Raw genomic sequence first — 16,019 nt, 5'->3', positions numbered from 1 at the left:
TATGCAAATTTTGATTAAAAGAAGTACAGCCACTTTTATTGTATTATTGATACTCAATTTGTTTGTTGCAGTTCTTGCATGCTATGTATTGCCAAAACGTTTTTTTTATGATGCTGTGGTCATAGCACTAGACAAAGGCAATGAAATAGGTTTTTTTGGGAGTTATCCGCTAACTATATTGTTTTACAAAATAACAGGGTTGCGTTATTTGCCGTTTTCTATCGTTGGATTGATACAATTTCCTATTCTGATGTATGTGCTGTATAAAATCGGAATCCCTGCTGACTTTGAAAAAATAAACATAAAAAACATACTCGTTTATCTAGGAATCCTGATGATGGCTATTTTTATGTCAATGCCTTCCAAAGAATTTATTACGTATTTGTTTGTTTCCCAAATCGTTTTTTTATTTTTAAATGAGAAGGTTTCTTTTCGAAAAGCCCTTTTTTCATCATTATTTTTACTGACTGTATTTGGTGTTTTGTACCGCCCTTATTTTTTTCTGATTCCCATTATTGCGGTTGTGATGTATGGAGTGACATTAGTTAATTTTAATAATAAGACACTAACTACTATCTTTTACGGATTACTTATCGCTATATTTTTGTCGTTAAGTTATGGAGTTGTATTAGGGCATTATTTCTCGGAAGTCAGTAGAGAAGTGGTCAATAGCGTTAGATTAAGTGGTGTTGACGCCAATTCAATCATTATATCTCCGATAAAACCAGATACTTGGTATGGAGAAACGATTGGTATTGTTTATGGGTTTTTCTCGGTGAATGTTCCGCTCAACGGATTCAAGTATATTTTTTCACCTCAAATCTTGGTATTTGTTATCTGGCAACTTTTTTTATTTTACATCCTCCTTGTTCGGTTTTCCAAATGTATTGCAGCGAGAGAAAAACATAAAAATGAACTTTGGGTTTTACTTATTTTGTTTGCTTTTTTTATTGTTCAAGGCGTTTTCGAACCCGATTTAGGGTCGGCTGTTCGACATAAAATAGGCGTTTTCCCTCTAATTTATTATGCATTATACTATGAACATTTCAGAAAAAAACTTTAGCAAAATAGTCAACGGCTTTCTTGTATTACTTGCTATTGCAATGATTTTTAGAAAACCTTGTACACTGTTGATCATACTGTTTGCAGTCTTCAATTTATTTTTTATAAAAAAGTTCAGCTATTCTAGGCAATCCTTGATTTTAATAGCGCTTATTGCATCTCCTTTGCTATTGGAAATTATCATGTTTTGGAACAATGACTCTTTTGCTAAAGGCCTAAAATCATTAGAAAAATACAGTTCGCTTCTTATTTTTCCGGTATTTATTCTAGGGAATTATGAGAGGATTCAGTTTTTAAAAACCCTCCGATTGTATAGTATAGCTACTACGGTTATCCTGCTTTTTTTCTTCATCCGATTTATCATTTACTATCCTGAATTGGTCGATAAATATTTAAACGGAAACGACTTATGGGAAATGGGATATGAATTTTCAAACAGTATTGGGATTCATGCACCGGCCTTAAACATGCATTTGGCTTTTGTGTCTATTTGCAGTCTTTTTTTTGTTTTTGAGGCTTTTCGGTTGCCTGAAAAATGGGTTCTTAAAATAGCTAGCAGTATCGTATTTGTCCTTTCCTTTTTCTTTGTTCTTTTTGTGAATACCAGAATGGCTTTATTGAATGCATTGATTGGATTTTCATTGGTGTTTTTTGGCGAAGTGATTCGAAAATACAATTTCAAGAAAGTGGTTGGAACTTTGGCTATTTTAATGGTTGTATTGGGCGGAGTGCTTTTCTTTTTTGTTCAAAACAACCCGTATATGAAGGAGAAATATTCTTCGGTTACTTTTGCTTACATGGATAAAGTGGGCAAACTCGATGAAATTGAGCATCCAGAAGCCAAAGTGTTTAATTCCCTTGTAACTCGAGTTTCTATTTGGAAATCGGGTTGGGAACTGGCCCAAGAAAACCTTCTTTTTGGCGTCGGTGCTTCGGATGGAAAACCGGAATTAGTCAAATATTTTAAAGAAACGAACCAACATTTTTTGGCAAAATATGAATTCCCAACCCACAATCAGTTTTTAGATTTTCTAATAAAATTTGGAATATTAGGTCCTTTGGTGGTGTTGATTTATATTTTTACAATTAGCTACTTGGGTTTTAGTTTAAAGAACGCTTTAATAATATCTTTCTTCGTTCTTTTCTTCACGTCCAATCTTACCGATGATTTTTTATTGCGTTTTGATGGTATCGCTTTCAGCGGATTGTGGTTTTCTATTTTTGCTAGTTATTGGTTACAACAAAAAATTAGTGTTGATAAAGTTCAGCAAGGGCTTTAAAGTTTTTGTTTTTATCAAATAAATCATAACATCTTTTTAAGGCATTATCACCAAAAAGACTTCGGATTTTATCCTCTTTTAATTGTTCAAAATAAAGGGAAAGTTCATCAATATCGTCAAAAAGAAAGCCAGTTTCGTTGGGGACAACAATATCTTTATTACCAATAACATTGGTTGCCAAAACTGGTTTTTTCAAGGCCATAGCTTCCAAAACAGCGATAGGCAAGCCTTCCCAAAGAGAGGTTTGGATGTAAATATCTATAGCATTAAGCTCTTTCAGCGCATCTTTTCTGTCCATGGACCAACCTGTAATTCTTATATTTGGAGCAGTTAACATTGAATTTAATTCGCCATCTCCTATCCATACAAAATTAAAGTTAGGAAAGCGCAATGCGATCGAATTGAATAGTTTTGGGTTTCTGGCAGAGGTTATTCGGGCTACGATACCAATAGTCAATACTTGATTTGTGGATTTTATTTGGAGTTGATGAATCTCTTCAATATTGATGCCGTTTCGGATCAAATATGATTTCCCTATTTTTTGGGCTATTTCATATTCCGTATCTCCACAGGCAATTGTAATACCGCCAAATAGCTGCTGAAAACTTTTTTCTATTGTCCAATAGAAGTTCTTGGTCAAATTTGAAATGTCTGTTCTTAGAAAAGAATAACCATGTGGTGTATAAAATATTTTTTTGCTTCTGAATAATAAAAAACAAGCAATTCTACCCAAAACACCAGCCTTTGAAGAGTGAAGATGAATGACGTCTGGATTCAGTTTCTGAAGTTCTTTTCGTAAATGAAGAATGGATTTAAAATCTTGAATAGGTGAAAATTCGCGAACCATATCTATTTTTATCAGCGATACCCCCTTTGAAAAATCGGATTCAATTTTTTCAGGATCTATTTCTTTTCGATTTCCACTATAAATAATGGTTGTAGAAATGTCTTTTGCTATTTTATCATCTCCAAAATAGTGGGACAAGTCTTTGAAATACGTATAAACGCCTCCCCCTAATGCTTCGATCACATGAACAACTTTCAAAATAGATGGTTTTAGTGCAACAAAAATAGAGTAAAGTTGATTAAGTACTATTATTTTTTTGAACCTGGATTTCTCTACAAATTTCTTTCAAAAAGTATAGGGAATTAGCCTTGTTTTTAAAACAAGAACAATATTAGAAGGAAATTATCTTTCAACAAATGGAAAAGGGCATCCGTTAATCATTTATCGTGTAATTTAAAGGTAAAATATTTTAGTACATTTGTGCGTATTACAAAAAACAATTATAGTAGTATATAGTAACTATGAAAAGAATACTCATCACTGGAGCAGCAGGATTTTTAGGATCTCATTTATGCGATCGTTTTATCAAAGAAGGTTATCATGTAATAGGAATGGATAATCTCATTACTGGTGATTTAAAAAATATAGAACATTTATTCAAGTTAGAACATTTTGAATTTTATCATCATGATATTACCAAGTTTGTTCATGTTCCCGGAGAGTTAGATTATATTTTGCATTTTGCTTCGCCTGCAAGTCCAATTGATTATCTTAAAATTCCAATTCAAACCTTAAAAGTGGGTTCTTTGGGAACGCACAATTTATTAGGTTTGGCTAGGGTAAAAAAAGCAAGAATTTTGATTGCATCTACATCCGAGGTGTATGGAGATCCACTAGTTCATCCGCAAACGGAGGAATACTATGGAAACGTAAATACCATTGGACCAAGAGGAGTATATGACGAAGCCAAGCGTTTTCAAGAATCGATCACGATGGCATATCATACTTTTCATGCGGTAGAAACTAGAATTGTTCGAATTTTCAATACGTATGGGCCGAGAATGCGTCTCAATGATGGTCGTGTTATTCCCGCTTTTATTGGACAAGCCATTCGTGGAGAAGATTTAACGATTTTTGGAGACGGAATGCAAACCCGTTCTTTTTGTTATGTAGATGATCAAGTAGAAGGAATTTTTAGATTATTGCATTCGGATTATGTGTATCCGGTAAACATTGGTAATCCCGATGAAATCACCATCAAAGATTTTGCTGAGGAAATTATAAAATTAACGGGAACCAATCAAAAAGTGGTTTATCATCCGTTGCCTATAAATGATCCTTTGCAACGTCAACCAGATACTACCAAAGCTAAAGAATTACTGGGTTGGGAAGCCAAAGTAAACCGAGCCGAAGGAATGAAAATCACTTATGATTATTTCAAATCGCTATCCAAAGAAGAGTTATCGAAAGAGGAACATAAAGATTTTTCTAAGTATATCAATTAGGTAGTGAAAACTAAAACAGGAAGATATTCGGGTTATATTAGACCTTTTTCACGCATACTAGACTTGGTAATTATCAATGTTTTGACTGCGTATTTTTCGGGTATACCTGTTTTTCAGGATTATTATTTCTTATTTATCAGTTGTGCTTGGTTTATTATTGCCGCCAATTTAGGTTTTTATGAAGTCTATAGGTACACTAAAGTAATTGCTATTTTGAATTGTACTTTGAAGCAAACCATTGCTTTTATTGTTTTTTGCTTGGCACTTGTACATTTTTATCCTGAGAGGGACAGTTTTAATACAATTGTTTTATTTACAACGATATCGGTTTTAATAATTCTGGTATTCAAACTATTTATTTATTTTTTTCTAAAGAAATACAGAATTTTATTTGGGGGTAATTTTAGGACAGTTGCTCTGATAGGGAAGCGTAAAAGTATAAACCCGTTGCAGCATTTTTTTGAAGAAAACCCAGATTATGGGTATAAATTGATAAAAGTGTTTGATTTGGATCATCATAAAACCGAACAGCTACAGGAGATTTTTTCGTTTATTTTAGAAAATAAAATAGATGAAGTTTATTGTTCTATGAACGATTTGACCAGTAAGCAAATTGATGATTTTATCTTTTTTGCTGACAATAACTTTAAAACACTCAAATTCATTCCAGACGAAAAACAACTCCTTTCTTTGAACACCACCTTCGAATATTACGATTATATTCCCATAATTGCACAAAGAACGATTTCTTTGGATGAAACCTTGCATAAAATTATAAAGCGTCTATTTGATATAGTTTTTTCAATCCTAATGATAGTTGGGCTATTATCTTGGTTGACCCCGATTTTAGCAATTATCATTAAATTGGATTCAAATGGGCCATTATTTTTTATACAAAAGAGAAATGGTTTAAACAATAGGGAGTTCAATTGTTTCAAATTCAGATCGATGGAACTCAATGATGAAGCGAATATCAATCAAGTTTCTAAAAATGATGCCCGAATAACAAAAATTGGTAGATATATTAGAAAAACAAGCATAGATGAGCTGCCTCAGTTTTTTAATGTTTTATGGGGGGATATGTCTGTAGTGGGCCCTAGACCGCATATGATTAGCCACACCAATATGTATGCTGAACGGATTGATAATTTTATGGTGCGTCATTTTATAAAACCAGGAATAACAGGTTTGGCTCAGACCAAAGGATTTCGAGGAGAGGTTGAAAACGACAAAGACATTATAAATAGAGTGCGATATGATATTTTTTATATCGAAAAATGGTCTCTGTTGATGGATTTAAAAATCATTTTCAACACCATTTATAATATTATAAAGGGTGATATAAAAGCGTATTGACATGCAAGAAAATCTGGTATCTATAATCATACCGTCTTTCAACTCTGAGAAATTCATTGCTGAAACGATTGTGTCTGTACAAAATCAAACCTATATAAATTGGGAAATGATTATTGTAGATGATTGCTCTAAAGATCATACGGTCTCCATTATTGAACAATTTATTAATGACGATGGTCGAATTCATCTTTTTCGATTAGATGAAAATTCAGGTACAGGAATTGCCAGAGATGTAGCTTTATCAAAAGCAAAAGGAGACTATATTGCTTTTTTGGACGCCGATGATTTGTGGAAACCTTTAAAACTCGAAAAACAACTTCAATTTTTAAAAGAAAACAAAATTCCTTTTACATTCTGTTTCTATGATTGTATTGATGAAGAAGGAAATAAATTAAACAAAAGGGTAGAAGCACCTAGAGATCTCTCGTATCGTCAATTGTTCTTTTGCAATTATGTAGGCAATCTTACGGGGATTTATGAAGTAAAGTATTTTGGAAAAATTGCAATTTCCTCGACTCGAAAACGACAGGATTGGATGGTATGGCTTACGATTCTCAAAAAAATAAAAAAAGCAAAACCAGTTCCAGAAAGTTTGGCTATTTATCGCATTAGGAATAATTCATTATCGGCCTCAAAGGTTGATTTATTGAAACATAATTTTGCCGTTTATAGGAGTTTTCATGGCTTTAATTATGTTACTTCCCTGTTCATTATGATTGGATTTTTATTGACCCAATTGATGATAAAACCGCGTTATATAAAGAAGATTTGAAACAGTTTAGTTCTTGAGTCTATTTTTTATATCCAATTTTGATCCTTTCACCTTCGTTTTCTTTCTTCTCAGTCATAAGAAAAAACCAATTTGATATTTTTATCATAGTTTTCCAATTTTTTTTGAATCTGAAGGATGTCTATTTTTATTTCGGTGGTGTCCAAAAGCATTTGTCTCACTTTTGTAAAAATGCGCATAATCTGGATATTCGTTTGAATGGCTTTGTCACTTTTTAGCACATTTGACAACGTTAAAACACCGTGTTCAGTGAATGCAAAAGGCAATTTTATTGTTCCACCCAACTTGATGTCGCAATTTGCGACTTCAAGTTCTGAAATTCAATTTCAGTGAGTTGAAACATAAAATCCAAAGGAAATCTTAATTCATTCCTTTTTACTTGTTCGTTTAGTCTTTTGGTTTCAACTCCATAAAGCAAAGACAAATCACTATCTAGCATCACTTTTTGATTGCGAATAACGTAGATTTTGTTAGAAATAGTTTCTTCTGAAAGTAAAGATTGGTCATTCATCGCTTTTTAATTTAAACAACTAATGTACGAATTTAATTACATAACAAAAACGAAGTGAACTGTTTCAATTTTCCTCGAATGCTTCGTTCTAAGGTTATTTTTCGACTAAAAGTAAAGTATAAATTAGGTTCCAAGTACAAAGTAATTGCTTCCTCAATTTTATTGATTTGTGCCAATGTCAATTCGGTTTCACTCACATATTCTACTTCGAAAGTGTCTGTTTTGGTTTGTTTAATGATAAACTCTTTTACGTTTTCATCGTCTTCGATGATACTTTTGGTCACATAATAAAAGGTTAATCCGGGCGATTTTTTACCACTGGGTAAAATGGCGACATCATTGGTTCTGCCAATTAATTGTTTGAGAATGGGTTTTTTCAAAGTGCTTTTTTCATCCAAAACTCCAATGTCGCCAATGTCGTAACGAATAAAAGGATGCGCTTTGTTGTAGAGGGAAGTGATTACAACTCGCCCCGAAATTCCGTTTGGTACAGTCTGATTATTTTCGTCCAAAATTTCTAGAAATAGAGTTTCCGAGTTGACTTGCCATTGGCTGCCTGGATTTTGAAAAGCTATCAAATCCAATTCTGATGCTCCGTATTCATTGACAATAGGGATGCCAAATTGCTTCTCCAACAGTAGTTTATCTTCTTCAAAAAGCATTTCGGAGGTAACCATACATACTTTTAGAGTAGGGCAAATTTCTTTTAAAATGATATTTTTTTGCTGTAAAAATTTTGCAAACAAAACTATGGAAGAGGTGTAGCCATTTATGTAATCAAATTTTTTAGATTTAAAATCCTTTAAAAAACTTTCCAAAACTTCGTCTGATAAATTGAATATCGAAAACCGATAGCGATGACTCAAAAAATCCTTGAACCGTTCTTTTTTGTTTCCAATAAAATCTAGCGGAATGCCATAAAAACGAGCTTGATAGGAACTATTAAAATCAATTCCGTACCAACCAAAACGATACATATAAGATGCCCAAGTCAAAGCATGACAAAATTTGTCTTTCACAAATATAAAGGGATGACCACTAGAGCCAGAAGTTTTATTGACGTAACTATTTTTGGAAGTATAGCCCATTGAAAGTCTTTCATTCAAAGGTTTCTGCAGGTTTTCCTTAGTCAAAATTGGCAAGTCTGACCAGTTTTTAAGAGAGTTTTCACCAACAAGCTCTTTGTAAAAAGGATTGTTATTTAAATGAAAATGGACGATTTCCATTTTTTGTTTTTCTATAAAACGACCATATTCTTCCTCTGGAATGGCAAGAATTTTTTGCAACTCAGCTTTGGCTTCCCGCATAGGGAAACCGTTTATTTGGAGTGTTAGGTCGAATAGTTTAATCATCTATGCCACTTTTTGATTATTAAAACGTTTGATAGATTGCAGTTCTTCCCCTTTGTTTTCCCGTTCTTCTTCAATATCATAATCATCTTGCAATCCAAGCCAAAACTTAGCTGAATTTCCAAAATATTGACTCAAACGGATTGCCGTATCTGCAGTAATTCTTCTGTTTCCCTTTGTGATTTCGGATATTCTGGTTTGTGGAATTTTCAAATCTTTAGACAAACGATATGGGGTTATTTCCAAAGGGATAAGGAATTCTTCGAGTAGAATTTCTCCAGGGTGTATGTTTTTTAATTTTTCCATTTTATTTTTTTTAATGATAATCTACAATTTCTACATTTGAAGCATTTCCATTCTCCCAATTAAAAATGATGCGCCATTGATCGTTAATCCAAATACTGTAAAACTCCTTTAAATTACCACTTAATTTCTCTAATCTGTTGGATGGTGGAATCCTTAAATCTATCAAATCTTGTGAGTTGTTAAGTATTCTTAGTTTTCTTCTACCAATTTGTTGTACTGCTATTGAGGGTTTTTTAACAACAATTCCATTCCAAATTTTTTCGGTTGCTTTTGATCCAAATGAAATTATCATATCTTTCGCGTTACTAACGTTAAAAGTAAGTAAAAAAAATTATTATTTCACAGCAAAACAAACTATTTTTGCACCATCTGTCAAAAGACGGAAATGCAACTAAAAAACTACACCATGAATATTTTACTACTAGGATCTGGAGGAAGAGAACATGCTTTTGCGTGGAAAATGATTCAAAGTCCACTTTGCGACACCCTTTTTGTAGCACCGGGAAATGCAGGTACTGCTCAAATTGCAAAAAACATCGACATTAGTGCCACCGATTTTGATGCCATAAAAGCATTGGTAATTAAGGAAAATATAAAAATGGTAGTTGTTGGGCCAGAAGATCCTTTGGTAAAAGGGATTTATGACTTTTTCTTAAACGATCAAGATTTAAAAGATATTCCTGTGATAGGACCTTCAAAAATTGGAGCAACATTAGAAGGAAGTAAAGAGTTTGCCAAAGAATTTTTGATGAAACACAACATTCCAACAGCGGCTTACGATAGTTTTACAGCCGAAACAGTTGAAAAAGGATGTCAGTTTCTTGAAACTTTGCAATCTCCGTATGTATTGAAAGCTGATGGTTTAGCCGCTGGAAAAGGGGTTTTAATTATTCAGGATTTGGCGGAAGCCCAAGACGAATTAAGAAACATGTTGGTACATCAAAAATTTGGTGCAGCAAGTTCAAAAGTAGTAATCGAAGAATTTCTAGACGGTATAGAATTGAGTTGTTTTGTTTTGACAGACGGAAAAAGCTATAAAATTTTGCCAACAGCCAAAGATTACAAACGTATTGGTGAAGGCGACACGGGTTTGAATACAGGTGGAATGGGAGCAGTTTCTCCAGTTCCTTACGTAGATGCCGTGTTGATGGAAAAAATAGAAACTCGTATTGTAAAACCAACAATCGAAGGGTTTCAAAAAGACGGAATTCCATATAAAGGTTTTGTGTTTATTGGACTGATCAATGTTAATAACGAGCCAATTGTTATTGAATACAATGTGAGAATGGGTGATCCAGAAACTGAGGTTGTAGTCCCAAGATTAAAATCAGATTTAGTCGAATTGTTTTTGGCTGTAGCCAATGAAAAACTAGACGAATTTAACCTTGAAATTGATGAAAGAAGCGCAACAACGGTTATGATTGTTTCTGGAGGATATCCAGAAGATTTTGAAAAAGGGAAAGTAATTACAGGTTTAGAAACGGTTACAGATTCAATCGTTTTTCATGCTGGAACCAAATTAGAGAATGGCAATGTGGTTTCTAATGGAGGAAGAGTTATGGCTATTACTTCTTATGGGGATAATTTTCAGGAAGCTTTAGATAAATCATACAAGAATGTAAGTCAATTGCATTTTGATAAAATGAATTTCAGAAAAGATATCGGATTCGATTTGATATAAAACCAAATAAACTTCTTAGATTTTAATTTTGTGAAAAATTAAAATCTAAGAAGTTTATCTTAATTGCTACAAGAGCTAAGTGCTTATTTCAAAAAAGAATGAGCAGTTGTATCTTGAAACTCTTCTCCATTTTCTTTGTGTAATTTCAATTGTTTGATCCAATATACCATTGCAACTGCACAAATAATCATGAAGATCCAGTTGATCGTATTGGCACCAAACCATGATTTAAGCTCTAATGCACGCAAAAAATCTAAGGGAGCGAATAAAATGTTTACAAATAAGTATTGTATTCCTTCAAAAAATGATGTCATAATCTATATATTTTATTTTATTATTTTTATGTTTTGGAATAGGCAACATCAATAAATAAATTTCCAACGAATCTTTTTTAATCTTGTCCCATTCCTTTTTAAACAAGTATTATATTTACAGTCACAAAAGTATAAAATATCCTTATGATAACAAGTGTTTTTAGAAAATCTACACCATTAAATTTTTCTTTGGTGGTTATTTTAATGTTGGTTTTCTTTTTTCTATATCAAATTCAAGAACCGACTTGGGTAAATTCTGTTATTTTAATTCTTCAAAGAGTAGGATTATTTGGATTTTTACTGGGAACTGTCTTCCTTGCCAGTTTTATTTCAAAACGCAACGGATTGAGTAAAGACAGTACCTACACTGCTTTTTTTTATTTTTTGTTTCTGCTTTTTTTTCCTGATTTATTCAACAACACAAATCTGATTCTTGCCAATTTTTTTATTTTATTGGCCATTAGACGACTGGTGTCTTTACAAACTTTAAAAGAAACAAAAGAGAAGCTTTTTGATGCATCTTTATGGATTTTTATAGCTGCATTATTTCAGTTTTGGAGTATTTTATATATTCTTTTAGTTTTTATATCTGTTATATTCCACGTTTCTAGGGATTATAGAAACTGGGTTATCCCTTTTATCGCTCTTTTTGCGGTTTCGATATTGTTTATTTCTTGCTGCTTGATTTTTGACATCAATAGTATTGCTTTTTTACAAGAGAATAGCAGGATAAGTTTAAGCGTAGATTATTTTACCAATAATTATCAAAATGCGGCTTTTTCCATTTATATCACTGTTGCTTTGTTTTTTGTAATATCAATATTTTCAACATTATCTAGCCGACCTTTAGTATTGCTTTCTTCGTATAAAAAAGTAATAGCTTCTTTTTTTATCGGGATTTTCGTTTTCATTTTATCGGCCAACAAAAGCAATGAATTATTAGTTTTTACTTTTGCACCATTGGCTATCTTGGCTACAGCTCATATCGAAATTGCCCAACCCAAATTAAAAGAGGAAATCGTTATGTTTGTGCTTTTGGCCTGTAGTCTATTTGCTTTCTTTTCTCAATTATAATTTGTTTCCATAGGCCAAATCTCCTGCATCTCCGAGTCCCGGAATAATATAGCTTTTGTCATTGAGTTTCTCATCCAAGGAAGCAATCCAAAGATGACACGTATCAGGCAAATTTTCCTTTAGATGCGCAATGCCTTCGGGAGCGGCAATAATCACGGCAATATGAATTTCTTTTGGAGTACCTCTTTCTATTAATTTGTTAAAAACCGCCACTATAGATTGTCCAGTAGCCAGCATAGGGTCTAGCAACAAAACATTTTTATTATTAATATCGGCAATAGCTTGGTATTCTACTAAAATATCAAAGAAATCATCATGATTGGGATGGTGTCTGTAGGCCGAAATAAAACCATTCTCGGCATTGTCAAAATAGTTTAAAAACCCCTGATGCAAGGTCAGTCCAGCTCTTAGTATGGAACATAAAACCAATTGATCCGCAATTTCGGTAGTTTTTTTAATGCCAAGCGGAGTCAGTATTTCAACGGCTTTGTAATGCAATGATTTACTCATTTCATAAGCCATAATCTCACCAATGCGTTCTATGTTTCTGCGAAAACGCATACTGTCATTTTGGACTTTAATGTCTCGAATTTGACCTAAAAAATGATTTAGAACGCTATTGTTTTCTGATAAATAATGAATTTCCATGAAGTCTCTATTTGATCCCGAAATGTCGGGATAATTTTTGCCGTTTTCTTTACACTATAAAAGTATAAAAAGTATCTTTGTATTTCTAAAATCATAAAGATATGTTTTCAAAATTAGCTTATTCAGTATTTGAACAAAGTATAAAAGATTATCATCAATTTGATAATGTTGACCAACCCATAAACAATCCTTTCCCAAAAGATAAATTTGAGCATTTATTGTATTTAAAAAACTGGATTGACACCGTGCAATGGCATTTTGAAGACATCATTCGTGATCCAAATATTGATCCTGTTGCTGCTTTGACTTTGAAAAGAAGAATCGATGCTTCCAATCAAGAACGTACGGATATGGTAGAATATATTGATGGTTATTTTCTTCAAAAATACAGCCATGTTGTTGTAAAAGACAATGCCAAAATCAATTCTGAAAGTCCGGCTTGGGCTTTTGACAGATTATCTATTCTGGCCCTAAAAATTTATCACATGAATGAAGAAGCGACTCGTGCTGAAGCTTCGCAAGACCATAGAGATAAATGTCAAGCTAAATTGAACATCCTTTTAGAACAAAGAACAGATTTGTCAATGGCAATTGATGATTTATTGACAGATATCGAAAATGGAGATAAATTCATGAAAGTGTACAAGCAAATGAAAATGTATAACGATGATGATTTGAATCCGGTTTTGTATCAAAATAAAAAATAATTTTTGGCAACAAATTTGTCCCCAAAAATCAAACATATAGCCGTCATGAGACTATCCGCAATGGGAGATGTCGCCATGACGGTTCCTGTTTTACGTGCTTTTGTAAATCAGTATCCAGAAGTAAAAATCACGGTAGTTTCCAGGCCTTTTTTTAAACCTTTTTTTGAGGGTATTCCCAATCTTTCTTTTTTGGCTTTCGATGAAAAAGAAAGACACAAAGGATTCCTGGGACTATGCCGATTATTTCAAGATTTAAAAGCATTGGATATCGGCGCTTTCGCCGATTTGCACAATGTCTTGCGTTCCAAAATCGTAAGAACACTTTTTGCTTTAAACGGAAAAAAAGTAGCTTCGGTTGATAAAGGTCGAGATGAGAAAAAAGCCCTGACCCGTTCCGTAAATAAAATTTTCAAACCTTTGACTACCATGTTCGAGAGGCATATCAAAGTGTTTGAACAAGTTGGTTTTCCTGTGAGTTTAGCGAATCCAAAATTTCCTCAAAAAGCCATTTTAGATTCCGATATTCTCAATTTAATTGGCAATTCTCAACAAAAATTAATTGGGATTGCCCCTTTTGCACAATACGATTCTAAGGTCTATCCTCTGGACTTAATGCAAGAAGTGATAGACACTTTGGCATTGGACCCAAACAATACCATTTTGCTTTTTGGTGGCGGAAAAAAGGAAATCGAGATTTTGAATACACTAAGTTCAAACAAAGAGAATGTCATCAATATGGCCGGAAAAATCAAGTTTCCACAAGAGTTGCAACTCATCAGTAATCTGGATGTGATGCTTTCTATGGATTCAGGGAATGCCCATATTGCAGCCATGTTAGGGGTGAAAGTAATCACTCTTTGGGGCGCAACACATCCGTATGCCGGTTTTTCTCCTTTCAATCAACCTTTTAAAAATGCTTTGGTTTCCGATAGAAAATTGTTTCCAAAATTGCCAACATCAGTTTACGGCAATAAAAAAGTGGAAGGGTATGAAGATGCGATGCGAACAATTGCTGTTGAGGATATAATTAATCTTGTTTTATAGTCTTTGCGAGGAACGAAGCAATCACACTAACAGTAAGCTTTGTAAATTATTGAAATAGCTATACGATATGAGATTGCTTCGTTCCTCGCAATGACGAACTACAAATAAATCTTCTCATCTTTACATCTGCCGTAAATGTATCTTTTTAGATTCGAAATAGTTTCTTGATAATTGGGTGCTTCATATCCAAAACGGTCGTGTTCCATTTGTTCTTTTTCGATAGCGTTGCAGCCTTTTATAACTTCCTTGAGCATGTCGAGCATGGCAAGCTCTTTATTATCATTTTTTTGAAATTTGAACTCAACGATTTCATCTTGTAATTGCTCGCAGTATTCCAATAGTTTTGCCACTTCGGGTTCATTCAATAGATATTCTTTTCCTTTAAAAATTTCTCGTGTTGATTTCATCTACAATGGTAATATCAATTTCAAAAATCAATTTCAATAGCAATAGCATCGTTTTAAATTTACAAACTGCGACTGATACTAAAAAACTGAACACTACTTTTTAAACATCATCATAATCAACTCGTAAACTAGCCGAAGTTGGATGTGCTTGACAAGTTAGGATTAAACCTTCTTCAATTTCGCTATCGGTAAGAATAGAGTTTTTCTTCATTAGCGCTGTTCCAGAAGTTACACGAGCCAAACAACTGCTACAAATACCTCCTTGGCAAGAATACGGTGCATCAATTCCTTGTTTTAAGGATGCTTCAAGAATAGTTTGTTTTTGTGACATTTCAAAAGTCGTTTCTTCATCATCCACCATAACGGTGATTTTTGAATGTCCAACTAATGCTTCTTGAATGGTGTTTTCATGTGAAGAAGCCTTGAAAAGTTCGAATTTTATAGCCGAATCTCTTACGTTTTTTTCTTTCAAAACGCCAGAAACGGTATTGATCATTTCTTCTGGACCACACAGATAGAATTTTTCAAAATCTAATGCTGAGTGTTTGTTATTCAATACAAAATTTACGGCAGATTTGTCAATTCGGCCAAACAATGTATTTTCAACATTAGCTTGACTGTAAACGTAATGCACAAATAAACGACCCACATATTGTGATTGTAAATCGTGTAATTCGTGATGAAAAATGGTTTCTTCTGGAGATTTGTTTCCATAAACCAGGACAAAGGAACTTTTTGGTTCGCCTTTCAAAACCGATTTTATGATTGATAGAACTGGAGTAATTCCGCTACCTGCTACAAAAGCAATGTAATTTTTTTGACGGTCTGCATCGGGTTCAAAAGTGAATTTCCCTTCTGGTTTTCCAACTTCAAGGACATCGCCAGCTTTTAATTTGCTATTGGCAAATTGAGAAAAAGCACCATTTTTCACGGCTTTCACTGCAATTCGCAATTCCCCGCTTGTAGGGGCAGAACAAATAGAATAGGCACGACGAATTTCGGTATTGTCTAATGTCAAGCGTAAATTAATATATTGACCAGCAATAAAAGTATAATTGGGTTTTAATTCTTCGGGAACATTAAAAAGTATAGAAACAGCATCTTTGGTTTCACGTTTTACTTCTTTTACAATCAATTTTAGGAAGGATGGCATAGGAATATTTTTTTGCAAAAGTAATAAAACTATTTAGGAATGAAA

The 16,019-nt window shown here is 33.3% G+C and carries 19 protein-coding genes; 9 read left to right on the top strand and 10 right to left on the bottom strand.

What is annotated here, in order from left to right; translation table 11 throughout:
* Position 1 precedes the first annotated feature (1 nt).
* Positions 2-1,063, top strand: a complete 1,062-nt coding sequence (locus DB891_RS01615; RefSeq protein ID WP_116759906.1) for a hypothetical protein — start codon at positions 2-4, stop codon at positions 1,061-1,063.
* Positions 1,038-2,342 (top strand): O-antigen ligase family protein, encoded by a 1,305-nt coding sequence (locus DB891_RS01610; RefSeq protein WP_116759904.1) that lies wholly within the window; start codon positions 1,038-1,040, stop codon positions 2,340-2,342. The genes DB891_RS01615 and DB891_RS01610 overlap by 26 nt, the downstream gene beginning before the upstream one ends.
* Here DB891_RS01610 and DB891_RS01605 read toward each other — a convergent pair.
* Positions 2,311-3,387 (bottom strand): glycosyltransferase, encoded by a 1,077-nt coding sequence (locus tag DB891_RS01605; RefSeq protein WP_116759902.1) that lies wholly within the window; start codon positions 3,385-3,387, stop codon positions 2,311-2,313. The genes DB891_RS01610 and DB891_RS01605 overlap by 32 nt on opposite strands.
* A 263-nt stretch (positions 3,388-3,650) precedes the next feature.
* On the opposite strand from DB891_RS01605, the gene DB891_RS01600 reads away from it, so the two are divergent.
* From DB891_RS01600 to DB891_RS01590, 3 genes are read left to right on the top strand one after another with little or no spacing between them, the layout of a single operon-like run.
* On the top strand, positions 3,651-4,634 hold the full coding sequence (locus tag DB891_RS01600) for a UDP-glucuronic acid decarboxylase family protein (RefSeq protein ID WP_116759900.1): 984 nt from the start codon (positions 3,651-3,653) through the stop codon (positions 4,632-4,634).
* Positions 4,635-4,637: 3 nt separating this feature from the next.
* On the top strand, positions 4,638-5,990 hold the full coding sequence (locus tag DB891_RS01595) for an exopolysaccharide biosynthesis polyprenyl glycosylphosphotransferase (RefSeq protein ID WP_116759898.1): 1,353 nt from the start codon (positions 4,638-4,640) through the stop codon (positions 5,988-5,990).
* Between the two features lies 1 nt (position 5,991).
* Positions 5,992-6,762 (top strand): glycosyltransferase family 2 protein, encoded by a 771-nt coding sequence (locus DB891_RS01590; RefSeq protein WP_116759896.1) that lies wholly within the window; start codon positions 5,992-5,994, stop codon positions 6,760-6,762.
* A gap of 68 nt (positions 6,763-6,830) precedes the next feature.
* Here DB891_RS01590 and DB891_RS17690 read toward each other — a convergent pair whose 3' ends face one another.
* Genes DB891_RS17690 through DB891_RS01570 form a run of 5 tightly spaced genes read right to left on the bottom strand, consistent with a single transcriptional unit; the run spans position 6,831 to position 9,238 of the window.
* Entirely contained in the window at positions 6,831-7,046 is a 216-nt protein-coding gene (locus tag DB891_RS17690; protein ID WP_223256022.1) for a hypothetical protein, read from the bottom strand.
* A gap of 2 nt (positions 7,047-7,048) precedes the next feature.
* The gene (locus tag DB891_RS17685) at positions 7,049-7,291 is read right to left on the bottom strand and encodes an ORF6N domain-containing protein (RefSeq protein WP_223256021.1); all 243 of its coding nucleotides are present in this window, start codon (positions 7,289-7,291) and stop codon (positions 7,049-7,051) included.
* A gap of 32 nt (positions 7,292-7,323) precedes the next feature.
* Positions 7,324-8,643 (bottom strand): phenylacetate--CoA ligase family protein, encoded by a 1,320-nt coding sequence (locus tag DB891_RS01580; RefSeq protein WP_116759894.1) that lies wholly within the window; start codon positions 8,641-8,643, stop codon positions 7,324-7,326.
* On the bottom strand, positions 8,644-8,946 hold the full coding sequence (locus tag DB891_RS01575; RefSeq protein WP_116759892.1) for a HigA family addiction module antitoxin: 303 nt from the start codon (positions 8,944-8,946) through the stop codon (positions 8,644-8,646).
* A gap of 10 nt (positions 8,947-8,956) precedes the next feature.
* Positions 8,957-9,238 (bottom strand): type II toxin-antitoxin system RelE/ParE family toxin, encoded by a 282-nt coding sequence (locus DB891_RS01570; protein ID WP_116759890.1) that lies wholly within the window; start codon positions 9,236-9,238, stop codon positions 8,957-8,959.
* A gap of 114 nt (positions 9,239-9,352) precedes the next feature.
* Between DB891_RS01570 and purD the strand changes: the two genes are divergently transcribed.
* Complete coding sequence (purD, locus tag DB891_RS01565) at positions 9,353-10,627, top strand: phosphoribosylamine--glycine ligase (RefSeq protein ID WP_116760333.1); 1,275 nt, start codon at positions 9,353-9,355, stop codon at positions 10,625-10,627.
* Between the two features lie 83 nt (positions 10,628-10,710).
* Here the strand turns inward: purD and DB891_RS01560 are convergent, their stop codons facing one another.
* Positions 10,711-10,941, bottom strand: a complete 231-nt coding sequence (locus tag DB891_RS01560; protein ID WP_116759888.1) for a DUF6341 family protein — start codon at positions 10,939-10,941, stop codon at positions 10,711-10,713.
* A 144-nt stretch (positions 10,942-11,085) separates the two neighbouring features.
* Here DB891_RS01560 and DB891_RS01555 point away from each other — a divergent pair, with 144 nt between their 5' ends.
* A complete protein-coding gene (locus DB891_RS01555) occupies positions 11,086-12,015 on the top strand; it encodes a DUF6427 family protein (RefSeq protein ID WP_116759886.1) in 930 nt (309 codons plus the stop codon).
* Here the strand turns inward: DB891_RS01555 and upp are convergent.
* Positions 12,010-12,663, bottom strand: a complete 654-nt coding sequence (gene upp, locus DB891_RS01550; protein ID WP_116759884.1) for a uracil phosphoribosyltransferase — start codon at positions 12,661-12,663, stop codon at positions 12,010-12,012. The two genes, DB891_RS01555 and upp, sit on opposite strands and share 6 nt — an antisense overlap.
* Before the next feature lie 101 nt (positions 12,664-12,764).
* Between upp and DB891_RS01545 the strand changes: the two genes are divergently transcribed.
* Both DB891_RS01545 and DB891_RS01540 read left to right on the top strand, forming a co-directional pair.
* Positions 12,765-13,370: a DUF4254 domain-containing protein gene (locus DB891_RS01545; RefSeq protein ID WP_116759882.1), complete on the top strand. Its 606-nt coding sequence runs from the start codon at positions 12,765-12,767 to the stop codon at positions 13,368-13,370.
* Between the two features lie 45 nt (positions 13,371-13,415).
* Complete coding sequence (locus DB891_RS01540) at positions 13,416-14,414, top strand: glycosyltransferase family 9 protein (protein WP_116760331.1); 999 nt, start codon at positions 13,416-13,418, stop codon at positions 14,412-14,414.
* Positions 14,415-14,512: 98 nt separating this feature from the next.
* Here DB891_RS01540 and DB891_RS01535 read toward each other — a convergent pair whose 3' ends face one another.
* Complete coding sequence (locus DB891_RS01535) at positions 14,513-14,821, bottom strand: hypothetical protein (protein WP_116759880.1); 309 nt, start codon at positions 14,819-14,821, stop codon at positions 14,513-14,515.
* Between the two features lie 100 nt (positions 14,822-14,921).
* Positions 14,922-15,974 (bottom strand): ferredoxin--NADP reductase, encoded by a 1,053-nt coding sequence (locus tag DB891_RS01530; protein WP_116759878.1) that lies wholly within the window; start codon positions 15,972-15,974, stop codon positions 14,922-14,924.
* Positions 15,975-16,019 lie beyond the last annotated feature (45 nt).

This window comes from Flavobacterium laiguense (assembly GCF_003097655.1).
Classification (GTDB): Bacteria; Bacteroidota; Bacteroidia; order Flavobacteriales; family Flavobacteriaceae; genus Flavobacterium; species Flavobacterium laiguense.
Note: the sequence above shows the minus strand (reverse complement) of the source record. Positions and strands in the feature narration are given on the sequence as shown.